General features: G+C 49.7%; 20 protein-coding genes. 11 read left to right on the forward strand and 9 right to left on the reverse strand.

Translation table 11 applies throughout. The annotated features are described in order from the left end of the window. Nucleotides 1-19: 19 nt before the first annotated feature. Nucleotides 20-625: a trimeric intracellular cation channel family protein gene (locus Q9M42_RS05075; RefSeq protein ID WP_322525435.1), complete on the reverse strand. Its 606-nt coding sequence runs from the start codon at nt 623-625 to the stop codon at nt 20-22. A 256-nt stretch (nt 626-881) separates the two neighbouring features. Between Q9M42_RS05075 and kynU the strand changes: the two genes are divergently transcribed. Together kynU and Q9M42_RS05085 are read left to right on the forward strand one after the other, a co-directional pair. Further along, on the forward strand, nt 882-2153 hold the full coding sequence (gene kynU, locus Q9M42_RS05080; RefSeq protein ID WP_322525436.1) for a kynureninase: 1272 nt from the start codon (nt 882-884) through the stop codon (nt 2151-2153). A gap of 36 nt (nt 2154-2189) precedes the next feature. Further along, nucleotides 2190-3794 carry an FMN-binding glutamate synthase family protein gene (locus Q9M42_RS05085; RefSeq protein ID WP_322525437.1) on the forward strand — a complete coding sequence of 535 codons (1605 nt, stop codon included), beginning with the start codon at nt 2190-2192 and terminating at the stop codon, nt 3792-3794. 118 nt (nt 3795-3912) lie between these two features. Here Q9M42_RS05085 and hemQ read toward each other — a convergent pair whose 3' ends face one another. Next, nucleotides 3913-4662, reverse strand: a complete 750-nt coding sequence (gene hemQ, locus Q9M42_RS05090; RefSeq protein WP_322525438.1) for a hydrogen peroxide-dependent heme synthase — start codon at nt 4660-4662, stop codon at nt 3913-3915. Between the two features lie 361 nt (nt 4663-5023). Between hemQ and pta the strand changes: the two genes are divergently transcribed. Next, the gene (gene pta, locus Q9M42_RS05095; RefSeq protein WP_322525439.1) at nt 5024-6028 is read left to right on the forward strand and encodes a phosphate acetyltransferase; all 1005 of its coding nucleotides are present in this window, start codon (nt 5024-5026) and stop codon (nt 6026-6028) included. 45 nt (nt 6029-6073) lie between these two features. Here pta and Q9M42_RS05100 read toward each other — a convergent pair whose 3' ends face one another. From Q9M42_RS05100 to Q9M42_RS05110, 3 genes are all read right to left on the reverse strand, one after another. Continuing rightward, nucleotides 6074-6940, reverse strand: a complete 867-nt coding sequence (locus Q9M42_RS05100) for an MBL fold metallo-hydrolase (RefSeq protein ID WP_322525440.1) — start codon at nt 6938-6940, stop codon at nt 6074-6076. 109 nt (nt 6941-7049) lie between these two features. Next, nucleotides 7050-8396 (reverse strand): sugar porter family MFS transporter, encoded by a 1347-nt coding sequence (locus Q9M42_RS05105; protein WP_322525441.1) that lies wholly within the window; start codon nt 8394-8396, stop codon nt 7050-7052. A 128-nt stretch (nt 8397-8524) separates the two neighbouring features. Further along, nucleotides 8525-9397: a lipoate--protein ligase family protein gene (locus tag Q9M42_RS05110; protein WP_322525442.1), complete on the reverse strand. Its 873-nt coding sequence runs from the start codon at nt 9395-9397 to the stop codon at nt 8525-8527. A 208-nt stretch (nt 9398-9605) separates the two neighbouring features. On the opposite strand from Q9M42_RS05110, the gene Q9M42_RS05115 reads away from it, so the two are divergent. From Q9M42_RS05115 to speB, 6 genes are all read left to right on the forward strand, one after another. Then, nucleotides 9606-10850, forward strand: coding sequence for a dicarboxylate/amino acid:cation symporter (locus tag Q9M42_RS05115; protein ID WP_322525443.1), 1245 nt, complete (start codon nt 9606-9608; stop codon nt 10848-10850). Nucleotides 10851-10997: 147 nt separating this feature from the next. Then, nucleotides 10998-12311 (forward strand): HD domain-containing protein, encoded by a 1314-nt coding sequence (locus Q9M42_RS05120; RefSeq protein WP_322525637.1) that lies wholly within the window; start codon nt 10998-11000, stop codon nt 12309-12311. Nucleotides 12312-12381: 70 nt separating this feature from the next. Beyond that, complete coding sequence (locus Q9M42_RS05125; RefSeq protein WP_322525444.1) at nt 12382-12885, forward strand: YwgA family protein; 504 nt, start codon at nt 12382-12384, stop codon at nt 12883-12885. A gap of 51 nt (nt 12886-12936) precedes the next feature. After that, a complete protein-coding gene (locus Q9M42_RS05130) occupies nt 12937-13485 on the forward strand; it encodes a YwhD family protein (RefSeq protein ID WP_322525445.1) in 549 nt (182 codons plus the stop codon). Between the two features lie 62 nt (nt 13486-13547). Next, entirely contained in the window at nt 13548-14387 is an 840-nt protein-coding gene (speE, locus tag Q9M42_RS05135; RefSeq protein ID WP_322525446.1) for a polyamine aminopropyltransferase, read from the forward strand. Between the two features lie 2 nt (nt 14388-14389). Further along, nucleotides 14390-15265, forward strand: coding sequence for an agmatinase (speB, locus tag Q9M42_RS05140; RefSeq protein ID WP_322525447.1), 876 nt, complete (start codon nt 14390-14392; stop codon nt 15263-15265). A 55-nt stretch (nt 15266-15320) separates the two neighbouring features. Here speB and Q9M42_RS05145 read toward each other — a convergent pair whose 3' ends face one another. Then, nucleotides 15321-16532, reverse strand: a complete 1212-nt coding sequence (locus Q9M42_RS05145; RefSeq protein ID WP_322525448.1) for a cytochrome P450 family protein — start codon at nt 16530-16532, stop codon at nt 15321-15323. Nucleotides 16533-16667: 135 nt separating this feature from the next. On the opposite strand from Q9M42_RS05145, the gene Q9M42_RS05150 reads away from it, so the two are divergent. Then, nucleotides 16668-17255: a hypothetical protein gene (locus Q9M42_RS05150; RefSeq protein WP_322525449.1), complete on the forward strand. Its 588-nt coding sequence runs from the start codon at nt 16668-16670 to the stop codon at nt 17253-17255. Between the two features lie 19 nt (nt 17256-17274). Here Q9M42_RS05150 and eutB read toward each other — a convergent pair whose 3' ends face one another. Next, a complete protein-coding gene (gene eutB / locus Q9M42_RS05155; RefSeq protein ID WP_322525450.1) occupies nt 17275-18237 on the reverse strand; it encodes a hydroxyectoine utilization dehydratase EutB in 963 nt (320 codons plus the stop codon). Nucleotides 18238-18378: 141 nt separating this feature from the next. Here eutB and Q9M42_RS05160 point away from each other — a divergent pair, with 141 nt between their 5' ends. Beyond that, entirely contained in the window at nt 18379-19254 is an 876-nt protein-coding gene (locus Q9M42_RS05160; protein WP_322525451.1) for an NAD(P)-dependent oxidoreductase, read from the forward strand. 46 nt (nt 19255-19300) lie between these two features. Here Q9M42_RS05160 and Q9M42_RS05165 read toward each other — a convergent pair whose 3' ends face one another. Then, entirely contained in the window at nt 19301-20776 is a 1476-nt protein-coding gene (locus Q9M42_RS05165; protein ID WP_322525452.1) for an MDR family MFS transporter, read from the reverse strand. Further along, entirely contained in the window at nt 20773-21654 is an 882-nt protein-coding gene (locus Q9M42_RS05170; RefSeq protein WP_322525453.1) for a TetR/AcrR family transcriptional regulator, read from the reverse strand. The genes Q9M42_RS05165 and Q9M42_RS05170 overlap by 4 nt, the downstream gene beginning before the upstream one ends. Nucleotides 21655-21756 lie beyond the last annotated feature (102 nt).

Genomic DNA, 21756 nt, shown 5'->3' on the forward strand with positions numbered 1-21756 from the left:
GGAGACTGGCGGGAGAAATTTACATGGAGGGAATCGTCCGGTGGGGAAGCTTCCATTGAAAGCGGTAGGAGCATACACGGCCGGAAACGAGCAGAACGAACAGCAGGAACAGGCCAAAGCCGCCGGTAACCCAGCCCATACCGATAAATAAGCCGCCGACCAGTGCCCAAAGGGCGTAGACCTCGGAGTGAAGCACCATCGGTTTTCGGTTGGCGAGCACGTCACGGATCAGTCCGCCGCCGCTGCCTGTGAGTACCGCTGCCACGATGACAGCGCTGAGCGGATGTCCCATTTCCACTGCAAAGAGGGCCCCCTGCATCGCAAAAGAAGCAAGGCCGATGGCATCAAAAAACGCCCCCCAGCTGTGCCAGTGCTTCATTAAAATATTTGGAAACAATACAAACAGCAGAATAGAAAAAAAGGAAACCTGGAAAAACAGCCCCTGACTCCAAAGCTCCGACACGGGGACCCCGATCAGAATGTTTCGAATCGCTCCTCCTCCAAACGCTGTGATAAATCCTAAAAACAACACCCCAAATATATCAAGGTCTTCCTCCATAGCGACAACTGCCCCGCTGATGGAAAACGCGATGGTGCCTATCACTGTCAGCATATCCCAGGTCATACAGCTCCTCCTTTCCCGGTTGATACGTCTTCATATAAAAATCGCTGCCGGAAAGGCAGCGACGGCGTATACACTTATAGTCCGAGAATGATTATAAGCTGTAACTGTAAAAATAGCAACCCAGTGCTTGGGCCAAAGAGAGATGCAGAATATTTCTGTTAGTATGGTGCAAAGAGCAGTTAATGTTTCACTTGCCGGGGGAATCATATATAAAATGGAAGTTAAAAATAATATTTATACAAAAAGAAGGGGTTCTATGAATATAGAAAGCTTACATACAAAGGCTTATGCGAAAAAACTGGACGACAAGGATGAACTACGGAAATACCGCCGGGAATTCTATATGGGTGAGACGATTTATTTGGATGGAAACTCGCTCGGACTGCTGTCGGAGCGGGCAGAAAAAAGCGTACAGGAAATCATGGACATGTGGAAGCACCTGGGCATTGAGGGATGGACAAACGGAAGCCATCCCTGGTATTACCTGTCGGAAAAGCTGGCACAAACTTCGGCTCCGCTGCTCGGGGCAAAAGAGGCGGAGGTGATTGTTACCGGTTCGACGACCGTAAATATTCATCAGATGCTTGCTACCTTTTATCAGCCTACCGCCAAACGGTACAAAATACTCGCAGATGATGCGGCTTTTCCCACCGATATTTACGCATTAAAAAGCCAGCTTCATTTGCGCGGTCTGGGGGAAGAAGCGCTGGTTCAGGTGCCGAGCCGGGACGGGATGCTTGATGAAGATGAGATTATTGATAGGATGAGTGACGACACCGCTCTATTGTTTCTTCCGGGCGTATTGTACCGGAGCGGCCAGGTGCTTGATATGGAGCGGTTAACTAAAGAAGCCCATGCCCATGGTATTCTGGTCGGCCTTGATCTTTGTCACTCGGTGGGGTCAATACCGCATGAGCTTCACGCATGGGGTGTCGATTTTGCCGTTTGGTGCAATTATAAGCATTTGAACGGAGGACCGGGAGCTGTTGCAGGACTGTACGTTCATGAAAAGCATTTTGGGGAATCACCGGGGCTTGCAGGCTGGTTCAGTTCAAAAAAAGCTGTGCAGTTTGATATGAAGCATACCCTTGAGCCGGAGGAAGCAGCCGGAGCCTACGAAATTGGTACCCCGCATGTGCTGAGTATGGCCCCGCTGATCGGCTCTCTGGAAATGTTCGGGGAAGCAGGAATCGGACGAATCCGGAAAAAGTCGCTGCAGTTAACCGGCTATATGATCGATCTGATTGACTCCGGCATTGGCAGCGGCCTGAAGGTGGTAAGCCCGCGGAACCCGGCTGCAAGAGGCGGACATGTGCTTCTTAAACATGAATATGCCGCCGGCGTCTGCAACGCGCTGAAAGCTGAGGGCATCGTTCCTGATTTCCGGGCGCCGTCCTACATCCGGATGGCGCCGGTGGCGTTGTACAATACGTATGAAGAAGTCCGGATGGCAGTAGAAACGCTGAAAAGAATCATAGATAATGAAGAATATCTGCAGTTTTCAAATGAACGTGGAACGATTGCCTGAAAAAAGTGAGAAGAAATGAAAGGAGGGCGTTCGGAGATGGAAACAGCTATTATTGTTCTTTTGGGGCTGTTAATTGCTTTTATCGTTTTGGCGCCTGCAGGGCTGGTGCTTTGGATGTACGTTAAGGACCGCCGGCAGAGGCAGCACGCTATTTTAAAAAATTTCCCGGTTCTCGGGAGGATGCGTTATTTAATTGAAAAAACGGGACCGGAGTTTCGTCAGTATTTATTCAACAACGATCTTGAGGGAAAACCATTTTCAAGAGAGCAGTTCATTTCTACTGTAAAAGCCGGTAAATACAAAACACGCATGCTTGGCTACGGGTCGAAAGAGGACTTTAATACGAATGGCTATTATATCGTAAACGACATGTATCCGACGCTTGAAGAGGACGTACGCCGGGACCGGAAGGCAGAAGCCGTTCCGTCCAAAGTATATGAAATTGACAACGAACGTCTGTTTACAAGGCAGGAGCACCGGGTAGAGGAATCGTTCGATCCGTTTCTGCTCGATGAGCAGGACGTTCTTACGCTTGGAAAGCATAGCGGGGTTAAGCATCCCTTTCATGTTAAGGGGCTCATCGGCCAGTCAGGCATGAGCTACGGGTCGCTCGGAGACCGGGCGATTGAAGCATTGTCCATAGGAAATGCCCGGGCCACCGGCTCCTGGATGAATACCGGGGAAGGCGGTTTGTCAGACTATCATCTGAAGGGGGGAGCGGACATCATGTGGCAGATCGGCCCGGGATTGTTCGGTGCAAGAAACCGTGCCGGCAGCTTTAACCGGCAGCTGTTTCAGGAACAGGCAGCTTATAAGCAGGTGAAGGCTATAGAGATCAAGCTGGCTCAGGGAGCAAAGCAGCGGGGCGGACACGTTGATGGGGCTAAGGTTACCGAAAAAATTGCCGCTGTCCGGAACGTGGAGCCATGGAAAACGATAGACAGCCCGAATCGGTTTAAAGATATTGAAACAACCGAAAAGTTGATGTCCTTCCTTGAAGAACTGCGACAGCTGAGCGAAAAGCCCGTCGGCATTAAAATTACTCTTGGCTCAAGACAGCACGCTTCCAAGCTGGCGGAGGAGCTGAAGACTTCAGAGATCCTTCCCGACTTCATTACGCTGGACGGCAGCGAGGGCGGCACGGGAGCTTCCTACAAAGAAATGGCGGACAGTGTAGCCCTCCCGCTCTTTTCAGCGCTTCCGATGCTTGAAGAAGCGCTGCTTGAAGCAGGGATTAGAGACAAAATCACTATCATTGCCTCCGGGAAGCTTTTAACGCCGAACAAGGCAGTCACTGCACTGGCCCTGGGCGCAGATTTGATCCACGTGGCAAGAGGGTTCATGGTCAGCGTAGGCTGTATCATGGCGCAGGTGTGCCACACAAACGAGTGCCCGGTCGGGGTGGCCACGACTGATCCGAAGCGGCAGGAGGCTCTTGATATTGAAGAAAAATCCTACCGCGTCACTAATTTTATTATTTCCATGCGGGAAGGAATGCATAATTTAGCAGTGGCGGCCGGGCTTTATTCGCCGACGGAATTTAACCGGAATAATCTTATTTATAAAGATATGGATGGCCGGACGTATTCCGTCGAAGACATTGTAGAAAGAAAAATGGAAAGAACGCAAAGCAGGGTTTGAGAAAATTTTAATCCGCCACTGAGAGCTAAAATATTTCCCGGGAAATACGCGGATTCTGCAGGAGACTCAAAGATAAAAAAACCGCCGAAGTGTATGCTCACTTTGGCGGTTCGTTCTATTATACAGAAAAATGTGCCTGGATTTTTTCGGGCTCGAGAATGTTTCCGACATAAAAGGCTCCAAAATCGCCGTAGCGGGCAGAGACTTCGTCAAAACGCATTTCGTATACGAGTTTTTTAAACTGGAGGGCGTCATGAGCAAATAAAGTGACTCCCCATTCCCAGTCATCAAGACCGGTGGATCCGGTAATAATCTGTTTTACTTTTCCGGCATACTGACGACCGGTCATGCCATGTGCTTTCATTAATTCGCGGCGTTTATCGATCGGAAGCGAATACCAGTTGTCTTCGCCCTCCCGCTTTTTATCCATCGGATAGAAGCAGAAATGCTCCCATTTTGGCAGGATAGGGTAAATGCGGCCACGGATCCACGGGTTCTCGAGAGGATCGCTCCCATCTTCCGGGGGCAAGTAGTTTCCGAGCTCTACGATGGAAACGTAAGAGTAGGCAGGAGTCGTGTAAGCTGCCAGCCCGGATTTATCGAAAGCAAGCTCAATATCGTGAATCTCTTTCATGGTCTCACGGAGCACCATGATAACAAAATCGGCTTTTTGACCGACAATCGTGTATAAAGCATGGCTGCCTTGTTCAGCCTCTTCCACTTGCTGAAATCCTTCAATCATACGATGGAATTCGTTAACCATCTGGTCGCGCTCTTCGCTTGGCACCTGCTTCCATGCATGCCAGTTAAAGTGGCGGAAGTCATGCAGACAATACCAGCCGTCCAATGTTTGAGAAGCTTCGCTCATCATGATTCCTCCTTCATCTAAACCTTCCGTTGCCCACTATATCACAGTACGAAAGCGTCCAAAACGAATATGATTGAGCAATTTGTGACATGTGCATGATCGCAGTTGAAAATGGCCATCCCTTCTATATCAGGAATTAAGAGGGGGCAAAAGTGTGAAAATTTACAAATCATTGAATTTATTCGTCCCGGTTTATTTTTTCTCACAGAAGGAGTATGCTAATGTATGAAAACTGTGCAGGTATTTTCATAATGAATAAACGAATGCTTCTCTGCAGGAGCTTCGCTAATTATCTGAAGAACTACTACAATGAAACCAACACCATATACACTTGTTTACAATATTTTGAGGAGGAATTTTGTTGAGCGATCTTTTCGCATCCATCTATGATCAGGTGAAAAAAGAACATCCTTCCATCGTACTGCCGGAAGGGGACGATGACCGTGTGGTCCAGGCAGCTTCACGTCTCGGGGAAGAAAATGTGCTTACCCCTATTCTTATTGGAGACGAGCAGGAGATAGAAGCCAGGGCACAGAAATTAGGCGTCTCCCTCGAGAACGTTACTGTCTTCAACCCGGAAACGTATGAAAAAATGAACGAGCTTGTAGCGGCTTTTGTTTCCCGCCGGAAAGGGAAAGAGACAGAGCGGACAGCAAAAGAAAAGCTGAAGGACGTCAATTATTTCGGCACAATGCTCGTATATATGGATTTTGCAGACGGGCTCGTCAGCGGGGCAGCTCACTCTACCGGTGACACCGTGCGACCGGCGCTTCAAATTATTAAAACGAAACCAGGTATTCAAAAAACGTCCGGCGTTTTTATTATGGTGAAAGAAGATCATAAATTTGTGTTTGCGGATTGTGCCATTAATATATCTCCAAGCGCTGAAGAATTAGCGGAAATTGCTATTTCGACCGCAGAAACGGCAAAATCATTCGATATCGATCCAAAAGTAGCGATGCTCAGCTTCTCTACAAAAGGCTCGGCCGCTTCCATGGAAACGCAGAAGGTATCTGAAGCAACAAGAACCGCCCAGGAGACCCGCCCGGATCTTGTCATTGACGGAGAATTCCAGTTTGATGCTGCGTTTGTGCCGGCGGTAGCACAGAAGAAAGCCCCGGATTCACCACTTCGCGGCGAGGCGAATATATTTATTTTCCCAAGTCTTGAGTCCGGCAACCTTGGCTATAAGATCGCCCAGCGTCTCGGCGGCTATGATGCCATCGGTCCGATTCTCCAGGGCCTGAACAAGCCGGTGAATGATCTCTCGAGAGGGTGCAGCATAGACGATGTGTATAAGCTTTCCCTTATTACGGCCAAGCAGGCTATCACCGAACGCGAAGCAGTAGCAAATAAGAAATCATAAATGAAAAAGGCCTTTCGGATAAAAACTCCGAAAGGCCTTTTTTTGCTACTGCCGTGTATCGTGCGTCTGCGTTTCCGGTACGGCTATGGTATCAAAGTCGTCCGCAAGCTTTTGCAGCCCTTCGCGCAGTGCACTGCCGCGAATTGGCATACCGTGGCCGGTGATTGCAGCGGCCGGCTCGAGCTTGTTTAGTTTTTCAACGGAGCTTTTAGCGGCGACCCAGTCCATTGTTAAATATTTCGGAGGACCGTGGATTTCGAGCTTTTGCGTCGTAACACGGGAGAGGGACTCCTGTTTTACAGTAACAAAAGCGTCCCCGGCGATGAGCGTCCGGTCCTGTTCACGGAACAGCGAGATGTGCCCCGGTGTATGTCCCGGTGTATGCAGCCATTTCCACTCGCTCAACTCAGGGACAGAACCGTCGGACGGAAGTGGCTGTACGAAGTCTCCCAGATTGATCGGATCGGTTGGAAACCGCGGCGACATCTTCGCCACGAGTCCGCGGTCTACAGAGCTGTCCGCCTGAGGATACGCTTTCTTTCCGGTCAGATAAGGCATCTCCTCCGGGTGGGCGTAAACGGGAACATTCCATTTTTTTACGAGCTCCACTACTGTACCCACATGATCAAAATGACCGTGCGTGAGTATGATGGCGTTTGGTTTATTGTTTGTGCCGTATAAATCCTCGACAGCCTGAATAACTTTATCCGTGGATTTAGGCATGCCGGTATCAACCAGCACCCAGTTGTTGTTATTGTCATGCTGCTCGATAGTACAGAGATTAACTATTTTATTTGTATAAGCGTGTACTCCTTGGGCTACCGTATGCTCTTTGCCGCTTTTCACCGAGGTCATCGGCAGATACTTGTCCGCCATTGGATTATGCAGCTCTTCGTTCGTTTCTTCGCTCATTATTTTCCTCCTTCAGAAATAAGCATGTATGATACGTATTTCCGTGTCCCGGATAATTAAAACCAGAAAAAAGACGGACGCTCCTGCAAGCGCCCGTCTAAAAAAGCTTTTATGATTTGGAGGATAATCCTCCGCGAAGATCTTTTTCAATATCTTCGAGACTGCGCCCTTTGGTTTCCGGAATAAACCGCAGTACGAATAAGAAAGCAAGAACGCCCATGAAGGCGAAGATAACGAAAACCCAATTGATGCCTATAGCACCTAATAGGATAGGGAAAGTCAGGGAAACAATTAAGTTTGCCAGAGACAATACGAGCGTTGTAATGCCAGTAGCTGCACCGCGGGCTTTCATTGGGAAGAGCTCTGGAAGCATTACCCATACAACCGGCCCCCATGTGGCAGAGAAAAACATGATAAATACGCCAAGGAAGACCACGATCAGCCAGGCAACGGTAGTGGTGAGTTCGACGCTGAATAAAATAATGGATAGTGCTGCCAGACTGCTGACCATACCTACGTTTCCAGTCAACAGCAGTTTTTTCCGTCCCAGCTTGTCGATCGTTGCGATCGCTACGAGCGTCATCAACACGTTTACCGTACCGATGCCGACTGTTCCAAGAATTGAAGCGGCGTCACCGAGTCCTGCTTCCGTAAAAATGGTCGGCGCATAATAAATAACGGAGTTAATACCAATCAGCTGCTGAAAGGCAGCGAGCAGACAACCGACTATTAACATTGGCCGCAGCCATTTTGCCTTCAGGAGATCGCCGGTACCTTCTTCAATGTTTTCGATTTCCTTCATCTGTTTCATTTCATCTTCGATTTCTGACTGGTCGCGTGTTAAGCCCATGATGTTCCGGGCTTCCTGTTCACGGTTCCGTTTGACCAGCCAACGTGGACTTTCAGGCATAAAGATTACGCCGATCATAAGCAGAATCGCGGGCACGGCTGCGAGCCCGACCATCCAACGCCATCCCTCAATTGGAGTGAAGGCGTAGTTGACGATGTAGGCAAGTAAAATACCGAGAGTAACCATCAGCTGGTTTAAAGAAGAAAGAGCGCCGCGCTGGTTTGTCGGGGCCATTTCCGATAAGTACACTGGTACAAGCGCAGTTGAGCCGCCGACTGCAAAGCCGAGAATGATACGGCCGGTAATAAGTACAGCTGCGTTTGGAGAAAATGCAAGAATCAGAGAGCCGATTAAGTAGACGAGAGCGATTACAAATACGACCCGTCTTCGGCCGAACTTATCCGATACATAGCCGCTCAACCCGGCACCAACAATAGCCCCTGCGAGCAGCGAGCTGACGACGACACCCTGCAGGAAATCCGAGAGAGGAATGTCCTGGTTAATGAAAATGAGAGCGCCGGATATAACACCGGTTTCATAACCGTACAATAATCCGCCAAGGGCTCCGAAAAAGTATATCCAACCCTTGCTTAAGCCGTTAGACATCATATACCCACCTTTAATTTTTTGTCCTGACAGGATTCTTCCACGTTTGGGAGTATTCCAAACATTTCCATTGGAATCATAAGAAAACAGCCGCAAACAATATCTGTGTTGGGCTGTGTTAAGTTTTCCTATGAGCGTGGCTGGGTCGCTTTTTTATTTCTTGCAAGCACCCTGTCGTAAAAATACGCAAAACGGGACTGCTCGTCCTCCGTGAGCTGATCATCGTACACAGAAGCACCCAGGCTCTCTGCTGTCTGCTGGATCCGCCGGTTGATATCCTGAATGGAAAAAGCGGTTCCGTACAGCTCTTCGAGGGAAGTCATCACAGAAGGAACTACGGCCGGCCAGGTGATCTTTGTGTCTGCCTGGTCATGAGCGGCACGCTCGTAGAATTCCCGCAAAACTTCTGCGCGGGCAGCGCCGCTCCGGGTGACGGCTAAATAAATCTGCACCGCTGCACCGCCTCTGATACGCCGCTGTGAAATGCCCGCGAATTTTTTTCCGTCGATGCTTAAATCGTAAGATCCCGGACAGTACGAGCCGACAATTTCATAGGCGTCAATATAACCTGGACTGTCGTCAAATACTTCCTGTATAAATGCCCACATCCATTCATAGCCGGCATGAATAGAAGTTCCGCGTTCTTCTTTAAAAATGAGGGAAAGATTATAAATTCCTTCATCGAGTACTACAGCAAGGCCGCCCGAATTGCGTACAATAACTTCGTATCCCTGCTCCCGAAGATATTCAAGCCCATCGGCTGCAGCGGGCAGCCGTGTATCCTGAATACCGAGGACAACGGTGGGGGCATGGACCCAGGCACGCATAACAGAAGGGGAAGAACCCTCTCCCAGACTCACACAAAAATTATCATCAAAGGCAAAAGATTGCAATGGATCCATATTAATTCCAGTTACTGAATGATCGATCCACCGCCATTTTTTACCCGTAAAAATATCTTTCATTTCCATTTTATGTACCCCGATTCTATTCATTTTCATTTTGACCGGTATTATTATAACATTGCTCTTTCTTTGTGAGATATTGCCTCGCACTAAATAGTAGAGGAAACCAGGATTTTTCCTTTCCAAACAGGATAATGAACAGTATAATTACGGTATCTGCCTGAGAGAGTTTTTAGTGGAGGGGCCCAAAAACAACATAGAGAGAATATTCATAATATTTATATTTAAAAAGGGGGACCTTAACATGAACAAGAAATTGACGATTTGGATTTTAATCGCGCTTGTTGCTGGTGTGATCGCAGGGATCATCTTGAGCTTTGGACCGGACAGCGTCTACAATCCAATAGATACATACTTACTGTATCCTGTCGGCGAAATTTTCCTTAATTTAATTACTATGCTTGTAGTACCGATTGTGTTCGTGTCGATTACGCTCGGGGCCGCAGCTTTAAATCCGAGAGATCTCGGACGGATTGGCGGCAAGACAATTGCGTTTTACCTTATCACGACGGCTATTGCCCTGACCATCGGCGTTATTGTTGCTTACGTGCTTCAGCCTGGGGCCGGCGGGGACTTTGATATTCAAAACGCCAGCTACGACGCAGAAGAAGCGCCTTCCATTGCAGATACCCTGCTCGGAATTATTCCGGACAACCCTGTACAGGCAATGGCAGAAGCAAACATGCTCCAAATTATTGCTTTTGGTATCTTCATCGGTATTTCCCTGGCCATGCTTGGAAGCAAAGTATCGATGGTAACGAAATTCTTTGAACAGCTGAATGATATTCTCATGTTTTTGGTTACGATTGTAATGTACACAGCTCCATTCGGCGCGTTTGCGTTGATCGCTTCTGCTATTGGGGAAGCGGGACTGGACGGACTTCAGTCCATTCTCATGTACGCTCTCGCAGTTATTCTCTCTCTCGTTTTACAGGCAGCTATTGTTTATACCCTTGCGATCTACTTACTCGGCAAAGGCAATCCGCTCACGTTCTTTAGGGAGTTTTTCCCGGCGATGGCCGTGGCCTTTAGTTTATCGAGCTCCAGCGGTACCCTGCCGATTTCGATGAGAATGGCCCAGGAACGACTGAAGGTAAGCAAGCCGGTATCAAGCTTTGTGCAGCCGCTTGGTTCGACGATTAACATGGACGGCACCGGTATTATGCAGTCTGTGGCAGCGGTGTTTATCGCGCAGGCGTACAGCATTGATCTTTCGTTTACACAAGTTATTGTGATTATTCTGACGGCGACCCTGGCAAGTATTGGTACTGCCGGTGTTCCGGGTGTCGGCCTGATAATGCTTTCGCTCGTGCTGACCCAGGTCGGGCTGCCGGTGGAGGGCATTGCCCTGATTATTGGTATTGACCGCCTCCTTGATATGCTGCGGACTTCCCTGAACGTGACAGGTGACGCCGTATGCGCGTTTGTAATTGACCGTTCGGAGAAACGAAAGCGTGGAGAAGAGATAGGTCATATTGGAAAAGAATAACGGGAACAGGTACCGGCGGCATATGCTGCCGGTATTTTTTATGGCTGCTTTTTTTGCTAAGCCAGGAAAGAACTTGCTATAATAACAGTATTGAAATATACGATCAGCGGGCCCGCTGAAACAGAGACGGAAAGGAACGCAATGACCATGCCGGTTGGAAACAAAAAGCTTCCAGAAGAAAAAGTGTTTAAGGATCCGGTCCACCGCTACATTCATATCAGTGATGAACTCATATGGGATCTGGTGGGGACAAAAGAATTTCAGCGGCTGCGCCGTGTTCGCCAGCTTGGAACGACGTTTCTGACGTTTCACGGAGCGGAGCATACCCGTTTCAACCATTCCCTGGGCGTGTATGAAATCATGCGCAGGATTATCGAGGTATTTGAAGGCCGTCCGCATTGGAATGGGGACGAGGGGCTGCTTTGTCTGAGTGCGGCGCTTCTTCATGATATCGGCCACGGCCCGTTTTCCCATTCGTTTGAAAAAGTGTTTAATACAGACCATGAAGAATGGACGCGCCATATCATTTTAGGTGATACAGAAGTGAATACCGTTCTCCGTCGGATGGGCGGGGATTTTCCCCAGCAGGTCGCAGACGTGATAGAAAAAACTCATCCGAATAAACTGATTGTCAGCATGATCAGCAGCCAGATTGATGCGGACCGGATGGATTACCTGCAGCGTGACGCCTTTTACACCGGGGTCAGTTACGGTCATTTTGATATGGAGCGCATACTCCGGGTCATGAGGCCGACAGAAGATCAGGTAGTTATTAAAGCAACCGGCATGCATGCGGTCGAGGACTATATTATGAGCCGGTACCAGATGTACTGGCAGGTATACTTTCATCCGGTAACGCGGAGCGCGGAAGTGATACTGACGAAAATTTTACAGCGCGTTAAAGACCTTAAAAACGAAAACTATCCGTTTAAATATCCCCCGGACCATTTTGAAAGCTTTTTCCGCGGTGCCATTACGCTCGAGGATTACCTGGACCTCGACGAGTCGGTCGTTATGTATTATTTTTTGATGTGGCAGAAGGAAGAAGATGCGATACTTCAGGATTTGTGCCGGCGCTTTATGAACAGGCGGCTGTTTAAATATGTGGAATTCGACCAGCATTTTATGATGAATGAGTGGCTTCGCCTGCAGCAGCTGTTTGCAGATCTCGGTGTAGATCCTGCGTATTACCTTGTCGTCGATTCTTCGTCAGATCTGCCGTATGATTTTTACCGGCCCGGCGAGGAAGAGGACCGGGTGCCTATTCATCTTTTGATGCCAGACCGCCGTCTTCGTGAATTGTCGAGAGAGTCGGATGTGGTAGAAGCGATTTCGGGTAAAAAGCGGACCGACCATAAATTATATTATCCGTCAGAGATTCTCGAGGAGCCCGGACAGGAAGACACGAAGCAGCAGATTAAGGACATACTTCATTTAAAATTAGGGAAAGTAGAACGGTGATTCCGCCGTCCTTCCGGTGAAGCCGGAAGATACATAAAGAAAGCAGCAGAAAGGGAGGGGGCGCGGCATTATGTTACCGGATCACGCGAAGATTATGGCCCTGCTTGAGGATACAAAAGAAGTTATTGGACGAAAAAAACTGCAGAAAATCGTATATATTGGAAAAAAACTGAACCTTCCATTTCAGGAAAAATACACATTTCGTATGTATGGCCCTTATTCAGAGGAATTGACCCTCCGGCTCGAAGAACTGTGCGGTCTCGGACTTATTACAGAATGTAAAGAAACAAAATCCGGCTATTATCAGTACCGGTATGAGCTTTCTGAAGACGGAACTTCGTTTTTGGAGAAATTCCCGCTCGATTGGCCGTCTGAGCGGGCAAAGCCTGTACTTCAGAGTCTAAACAGCCAGAGCGCCCGGTTTTTAGAGCTTGTATCCACCATGCTTTATTTTGATCACCTGTCCAAAGAAGCGGTGGAAGCCAGGGTGGCGGAGCTGAAAAAAAGCCAGAATTACCGCCCGGAAGAATTCGAGGAAGGCTGGGAATATATCGAATCGTTGCAGAATCAGTAAGAAAACAGGTACGATAAGAATAAGGAACGATTAAAGGAGGAGCTTTTCCGAATGAGTGAATTCAGTAAAGATAATAATAAAGGCGCTGAAAAGAAACGCGGCAGCCAGTTCAATATTCTAAGCGGGGACGCTACTAAAGGGGACGGAGGCTTTAACGCCGGTGCCCTTAGTCTGGACAATGTGACCCCCGTCTTTATCGACCCGGCGGAAGACGCAGCATTTATTGACATGGGAGCTCTGCACGCCAGATCCGAACCGGAAAAGAGGGTGAAATTCGGACCTGATAAAAGCAACGTTCCGGATGGCAAGCTGTACTGGCTCGTATGGGTATCAACGGAGCAGGGGGAAAACGGTCCGTTTTACGCCGGTCTTGGCGCCTGCGAAATGCTTGTGGACAAAAAAGCCCGCCGTGCGTACAAAAGTATGCCGGAGCATGTGAACAATCTGGATAAAGCAATTAAAGGGCGCATAGCGATTGCGCACATGGATGAGCACTCCCGCTACATTCTGCAGGAATATTTAAAAGCATTTAACCGGAACATGTGGGACAATTCGACCGAAGAGCTGTATGAGGCCTTCCGCGGAGCAGCGGAGCAATAAAAAAACAGGGCGTGCGGGGATATTTCCCGCACGTTTCGTCTGTGAAAAGAGGAGGAACGGCTATGGAAACGTGGTTTACAGAAAAACAAACAGAGCATTTCGGCATTACTGCACGTGTTACAAAAACGCTGCATTCCGAGCAGACCGATTTCCAGCAGCTCGACGTAGTGGAAACGGCAGAGTTCGGGAATATGCTGCTGCTTGATGGCATGGTTATGACTACAGAAAAGGACGAGTTCGTCTATCATGAAATGATGGCCCACGTTCCGCTTGCAGCACACCCGGAACCCAAGCATATACTGGTTGTCGGCGGCGGCGACGGCGGCGTTATCCGGGAAGTGCTGAAGCACCCCTCGGTGGAGGCAGCCACGCTTGTGGAAATCGATGGCCAGGTGGTAAAGTATTCAAAAAAATACCTGCCTTCCATAGCCGGGGCGCTAGATGACTCGCGGGTCGATGTGCAGGTAGCCGATGGGTTTATGCATATCGCGGAAAGTGAAGCAGCGTATGACGTGATCATGGTGGATTCCACGGAGCCGGTCGGCCCGGCCGTAAAGCTGTTTGAAAAAGGTTTTTACGAAGGTATTCACCGGGCGCTAAAGGAGGATGGCATCTTTGTCGCCCAGACGGATAACCCGTGGTTTCACGCAGACCTGCTTCGGACAGTATACAACGACGTAAAAGAAATATTTACTCATACCGAAGTATATACGGCAAACATTCCGACGTATCCGAGCGGCCTATGGACATTTACTATCGGTTCGAAGGAGTACAGACCGAAAGAGTTGCACCGACGTCGGGCAGAAGCATTGGACACTCATTACTATACGGCAGATATACATGAGGCTGCGTTTGCGCTTCCGGCTTTTGTGCAGCGGGGCCTTGAACGAATGGAGGCGTGACCATGGATGCCTTTGATCCGGCTTATACAGGAAAGGTATTTATCGGGAGCTCTGCTTCCTATGAGAACAGCAGTGTGGTATTGTACGGAATGCCGATGGACTGGACAGTCAGCTTCCGCCCGGGGTCCCGTTTTGGCCCGAACCGAATCCGGGAGACCTCTATCGGTCTCGAGGAATACAGTCCCTATCTGGACAAACATTTGGAGGACTATGCGTATCACGATGCCGGGGATATGATGCTCCCGTTCGGAAACCCGGCCAAAAGCGTAGAAATTATTCAAAAGACAGCGGCGCGTCTGTTTGCGGATGGCAAATTCCCTCTGGGGATAGGGGGAGAGCATCTTGTAACCTGGCCGATTATGCAGGCAGCCTGCGCGCATGATCCTTCTGTCGCTTTTATTCATATCGATGCGCACACGGACCTGCGCGAAGATTATGAGGGAGAGCCATTATCCCACGCCACCCCGGTACGGAAAATCTGTGAAAAAATAGGAGCGGAAAATGTTTATTCCTACGGAGTGCGCTCCGGAGAAAAGGAAGAGTTCGACTACGCCCGCACGTCGGGCATGCACTTCTCCCCGTTTGAAGTAGCAGAGCCGCTGCAGCGGGATTTGAAAGGACTGCAGGGCCGCTCGGTATACGTATCGATTGATATCGATGTTTTGGATCCGGCGTACGCTCCGGGCACAGGCACGGCGGAAGCCGGCGGCATAACATCAAAGGAGCTGCTGGAAGCCATTCACGCAATTGCCGCCTCGGAGGTTAATGTAATCGGGGCCGATATTGTGGAAATTTCACCTCCGTACGACAGCGGCGATCAGACCGCGATTGTGGCCGGAAAATGTATTCGGGAAATGCTCCTTGGCTGGACAAAATAGAAGCTGGGGCCATCAAAAAGGCCGGAAAGCCTCTTAAGGTTTTCCGGCCTTTTATTTACGTCAGACGAACGGGAAGCTCTGTGAGGCCGCGCATGAGTATGCCGGGACGCCATTCCAGGTTATCAGACGCTGTGTCCAGCTGCATCTCGGGGAAACGTTCAAGCAGCGTATTCACGGCGACTTCCGCTTCAACTCTGGCAAGCGGGGCCCCAAGGCAGAAATGGATGCCTTTGCCAAAAGCAAGGTGTTTGCTGTGGCCACGGGTGATGTCGAAAACATCCGGGTCTTCAAATGCTTCCGGATCACGGTTGGCCGCATCAAGCGCGACGAGTACATGGTCTCCCCTGTTGATCGTTTTTCCCTGAAGTTCGAGTGTTTCAGAGGCCCAGCGGTCGGTGCTGAATTCAACCGGTCCCTCGAAACGAAGCATTTCTTCAATGGCCGGGCGGATAAGGTCCGGCTGCTGCTGTAACGTGCGCATCTGCTCCGGGTGAGTCATCAAAGCGAACAGGCCGTTTGCAATGAGGTTTACCGTCGTTTCATGGCCGGCGATAATTAGCAGCGAAACGACTCCGTAAAGCTCCTGCTCGGATAAACGATCGCCTTCCTCTTCTGCCTGGATGAGCTTACTCACCATATCATCCTCCGGCTGCTCCCTTCTGGTGGCTATCCAATCCCTGAGGTAGGCGGTGAATTCCTCCGTGTGCTGCTGAATTTTTTCGGCTTTTCCCGGGTCATTGGAAGCTTCGACGAGGGTATTGGACCAGGTACGGAATTTATCCCTGTCCTCGCTCGGCACCCCGAGCATTTCGCAGATAACAATGATAGGAAGCGGAAAAGCGAAATCATCGATAATATCAATTCGGGAGCGGTCCTGCATGTCTTCGATCAGTTCATTTGCAATTTCTGTAATTCTGTCCCGAAGCTCTTCGATCATTTTCGGTGTAAATGCCTGCTGAACGAGTCCTCGCAGCCGTTTATGATCCGGAGGATCCGCAAAAAGCATATTTTGGGAAAAAATATTTTTCTGTGCTTCAGCGCGCTCTTCTTCATTTAAAAACACAGTGAAATCCTTTATGAAGCGATTGTCCTTCAGCACCGCGACAGCGTCCTCGTACCGGGTGACGATCCAGGCGTAATGGCCGTCGGGCATTAAGGTCTGGTGTACCGGGTCATGCTGCTGGAGAGAGTGGAAGGCAGGATACGGGTTCTGGTTAAAGGCATGCGTGAATAAGCCGGCTTCTTTACGGTGGAAATCGTTCTTCATTGTAATCGGCTCCTTTATAGTAGGATGAGGAAGGTTAATTATATTCCCGTTTTTTCGAAAGCGTCATCATTGTTGTTTGAAGAAGAAACAATTAGAATGTAGAAAAATCCATCCTTTGCGGAGGTATAGCAAAATATGATTTATCATGAATGGAATCGTAAATGGAATGAACTTGAATGCCACCGTCTATACCGCAACGATGATTTAGAAAAGGATAAACACGGATACATTGCCTGGGAACGGGAGCTGCCTTTTTTTAAAAGCTACCGCAGCCGTGCGTTTTATGTTGCTGAGACGTCCCGCTATATTGAACATTGGGCTGCCGCCGAAGAAAGGAAAGCAAGAGCAATCACGCGTCGTTTTCCGGAAAAATTCCGGGAGCAGAAGGAGGAAGCTGACCGTCTCATCCAGGCGGACTACCGGCTGCTGCTTTACCGTCGTCTGTATGAAGGAAGAGTGCCGTATGTATTAATGTCTCCGCGGCAGATGGAAGCGTGGCTGCAGAAGGAAGAGGCATTTCAGCTGCAGCTGACAACGCTGAATGCCGAAGAGGGCCCGCTTCAAAGCCTTTCTTTTTTGAAAAAGCAGATGGGAAACAAAAATTACCGTAAATGGTTCGCCCAGCGCCGGAAGGAATGGGAAAAAATAAAGAAGCAGGACGCAATGGACCTGCTTTCCTTGTCTCCGTACCGGTCGCGCCAGCGGGAAGAAAAGAAAATATAGCCAACAGGCAGCGGTCTGTTTAAATATACGGAGCGACTGCTTTGCGGTGGGTGTGGACGTCCACACTGCTGCCGGAAACGATAAGAACAGTGGGACCGTTAACGGCCACGAGTCCGTCTAAAAGAGCGCCGGCGCCGACAGCGGCTGCTCCCTCGACAACCATTTTGTGCTTATCGTATAAAAACGCCATGCCCCGGGCGATCGTGTCTTCATGCAGCCGGAGTCGCTGATCGGCATAGCGCTGAACCATGGAAAAAGTGTATTGATTTTCGAGTCCGATGCCTCCGAGCAGGCTGTCAGCAAGTGTTGGGGCCTCCGGTACGATAGTCGGCTTGCCGATATTCAGGCTCTCATCCATAGCAGCTCCTTCCCGGAGGGACAAACCGCTAAGCTCAAGATCAGGAATTTGTTCCTTCAGGGCAAGACCGAGGCCGGCCAGCAGGCCGCCACCGGACAGGCCGGTGAGCACGTGCTTCACAGAGGGCAGATGCTCGATGATTTCGAGTCCCATCGTTGCCTGCCCGGCGATGACAAAAGGGTGGTCAAAGGGAGGGATAAGAGTCAGCCCCTCCTCCTCGACGAGGCGGGCGCTGACTTCTCCGGCTTCATCCTGGCCGCTGCCTTCCACATGCAGCTCAGCGCCGCTTGCTTTCAGTGCCTCGACTTTATTTGCCGGTACGTTTTCTGAGACACATACGACGGAGCGGATGCCGAGACTGGCTGCTGCTGTCGCCACCGCAAAACCGTGATTACCGGTGGAAAATGTGACTACGCCCTGGGCCCGTTGCTCTGGAGTCAGAGAACGAATCATGTTAGTCGCTCCCCGGAGCTTGAAGGAGCCGGTGACGTGCATTTGTTCGAGCTTTAAGTACACAGGCTGGCCGGCAATATTTGTCAGAGGCTGGGAAAAAAGGAGCGGCGTTTCCGGAAGTACCGGACGTAATCGCTGTCTTGCTTCCCAGGCATGCTGAAGTGTTAACATAGAATCATCTCCTGCTGCAGCAAAATTTATAATTATACTTATTTAAACATAAGCGGAGAAGCGAAAACAATACGCTCTGGCGGACGTTTGCCAGGTTGCGGATAGGGAACACCCAAATAGAAGTGTACGCAGAAAGGATGAATGAGTGTGAGAGTTGGGTTTATTGGAACAGGGATTATGGGTTCAAACATGGTGAAAAATTTAATGGACGCCGGGGAAAAGGTTACGATTTATAACCGGACTAAGCAGAAAGCCCAGCACCTGCTCGACGCAGGAGCAGGTTGGCGGGAAACGCCGAGAGAGCTGGTTTCCAAGGTGGATGTCGTATTCACGATGCTGTCGAACCCTGAAGCAGTAGAGGAAATTGCGAACAGCGTGGATGGTTTGCTTGCCGGCGAAACAAGTCGAAAAATCTGGGTGGACATGAGTACCGTTAATCCCGGCTTTACCCGGCAGATGGCCAGAACCGCGAAAATGAAGGAAATGCGCCTGGTGGATGCACCGGTATCCGGATCTAAAGGACCTGCTGAAAAGGGAGAGCTGGTGTTTTTGGCCGGCGGTCGTGAAGAGGACGTACAAAAGGTACAGCCGCTTCTCGAAATTATGGGCAAAAATGTTCATTACATGGGAGGCACTGGAAGCGGATCTGCGATGAAAATGTCCGTTAACTTAACGCTGATGCATGCTATGACTAGTTTATCAGAGGGGCTGCACGCAGCGGAAGGACTGGGACTTGATAAGCAGCAGGCGCTTGATGTGCTGCTTCAGGTGCCGACGACGGCCCCTGCCGTCGCTGGAAAGCGTGACATGCTTCTGAGTGGCAGCTATGAAACCCAGTTTCCATTGAAGCATGCCTACAAGGATTTACACCTGCTCGAGGAATCAGCCTACCAGGCGGGAATTTCCCTGCCGGTCACCGGCTCAGTCCGGGAAGCGTATGCGCTGGCAAAGCAGTACGGTATGGGTGATGAAGACTTTGCGGCGGTGTATAAGCTGCTGGCAAAAGGAAGCGAATAAAAAATACCCCGGCAGGCCTTGTGTTCAGGTCTGCCGGGGTATTTTACTATTTAGCGGGAGCGTTGCTCTGCTGTTCTTCGTTTGCCTGGCGGGTCATTTCCTTCTCTTCTTTCGGGGAGCTTAAGAAAAGGGAAAGAATCAAAGCGACAAAGGCAAGAGCTGTGCTTCCCATAAAGGCCCACTCAAACCCGACTACCTGTGCGAGCTGGGGAGCCGCTTCTGCGGAGGTCGAAGCCTCCGGCTGATACTGTTGGGCGCCCAGGGCAACAAAGGTAACCAAAAGGGCTGTACCGATAGAAGCGGAAATCTGCTGCAGCGTATTCGCCATCGCTGAGCCGTGGGCGTACCATTTCATCGGCAGCTGGTTTAATGCTGACGTCATGACCGGCATCAGTGCGCAGGCGAGGCCGAACATGCGGATGGCGTATACAATGGTTAAATACGTAAAAGATGTTTCAAGCGAAAGGTTCGTAAACATAAAGGTAGTGATGGTAACAATAGACAGCCCGGTGATTGCGAGCCATTTCGCACCGAAGGCGTCAAACAGACGGCCTGTAATAGGCGACATAATCCCAATCACAATGGCTCCCGGCAAAAGCATCAAGCCGGATTCCAGCGGGGTGAAGCCTAACACATTCTGCATGAACAACGGCAGAAGCGTTTCCGCTCCTATTAATGAAATCAAAACAGCCATAGTGATACCAATGGCGAGACTGAATATCTTAAACTTAAACACGCGAAATTCGAGCATCGGTGAATTTAATGTAAACTGACGCCAGACAAATAATCCGATAATCAGAGCCCCGACGATCACGGCGGTAAGAACGACCGGGCTGCCCCAGCCGCTTTCGGAAGCCGTCCCGAAGCCGTATAAAAAGGATCCAAACCCAAAGGAAGAAAGGATAATGGACAATACATCAATCTTTGGGCTGCCCAGTTCGGTCACGTTTTTCAAAAAGATAGCTCCGGTAATAATCGTCAGTGCTACGATTGGGAGCACAGTAATAAACAGGGCTCTCCACGGAAAAAGCTCGAGAAGAAAGCCGGAGAGCGTCGGGCCGATAGCCGGGCCGAACGAAATAACGATCCCGATCATGCCCATCGCTGTACCGCGGCGCTCTACGGGAATAATGGCCAAAAGCACTGTCATTAATAGCGGAAGCATAATGCCGGATCCGGATGCCTGGACCACACGTCCAAATAGAAGAACTGGAAACGAAGGAGCGATAGCGGCGATCGAGGTGCCGACGCCGAATAAGCCGATCGCCGTCAAAAATAATCCTCTGGTCGTAAAGCGTTCAATTAAAAATGCGGAGATTGGAATCATAATGCCGTTTGTCATTAAGAAGGCCGTCGTCAGCCACTGAACGGTCCCCTGGGTGACCCCGAGGGCGTCCTGAATGGAGGGGAGGGCGGTGGCTAGCAGTGTTTCGTTAATAATTCCCATAAAGGCGCCAAGCAGCAGGGCCGTAATCATAGCTGCCTTCTGCCGGGTGGGGATGTCCCAGGATGAAGAACTCATAGTACTTGTTTCTCTCCTTTCCATGCGCTCCATTTTGCACTCAGCTTTTGTGTGTGTATATGGAGATTCGCGTGGTGCTGCAGCTGATGCAGTAAAGCATCGATCAAAAATTCCCTCGGTATTTCTGCCTTGAACTCTTCGTGAATCATTTCAGTTGTCTGAAGTGTCTTTTCAGGCAGTTCTCCCTGCGTGTGCCGGGCTTTTACAAATAAAAGCAGTGCTTCGGATTCACAGCGGATGCTTTCCATACCCTGCACGGGCTCGTCTCCTCCGGCCCATTCTCTCGGAAGCTGGGGCTCGAGGTCACTGTCATCTTTAACGATGGAGTGAAGCCTATCTACGATGAATGTAGAAAGCTGGTTCAACGGGAGGGCAGAAACATGCCAGTTCATAAGGGTTAAATAAGAGTGCATGACCCCTTCGAGAATGACAGCAAGATCGCTGACGTAAGGGCGTACCCGGGGGCCGAAGGCTTCCAATAGTGATTGTTCATGCCATTCCTGAAAAAAGCGGCGCATACGGTTTAAGTAGTTGGAAATTTTGTTTTCCATATGAGGAGGAAACTCCGTGAAAAGCATCTGAAACAGCGGCCGATACTCCGTGAATTTCTCCAGCTCGATGCGTATTTTACCCTCGAGTCGTTTGAGCTCGGGCTCATGCTGTGTTCCCTGATAGTTTTCGGCCTCATAAAGCATATTTTCATGCACCTTGCGGAGCAGCTCTAAAAGCATCGTTTCTTTGGAATCAAAATGCTTATAAAAGCCACCTTTGGATATGCCGCAGGCCGCTGTAATGTGCTGGATGGAAGTGGAGTGGAACCCCTGCTTCACAAATAGCTGCAGTGCTGCTTCCAAAAGCTTATCCTTACGCTCTGCCATGCAGTTTTCGACCCCCTTTTGACTCTATGGTTACTTTTGGTGAACGTTTAGTCACAAAGAGTATCGTAGCATTTGCTATGTAGAGAATCAAGTAATGAGCTT

It is taken from the genome of Marinococcus luteus, from assembly GCF_034497705.1.
Classification (GTDB): Bacteria; Bacillota; Bacilli; order Bacillales; family Marinococcaceae; genus Marinococcus; species Marinococcus luteus_A.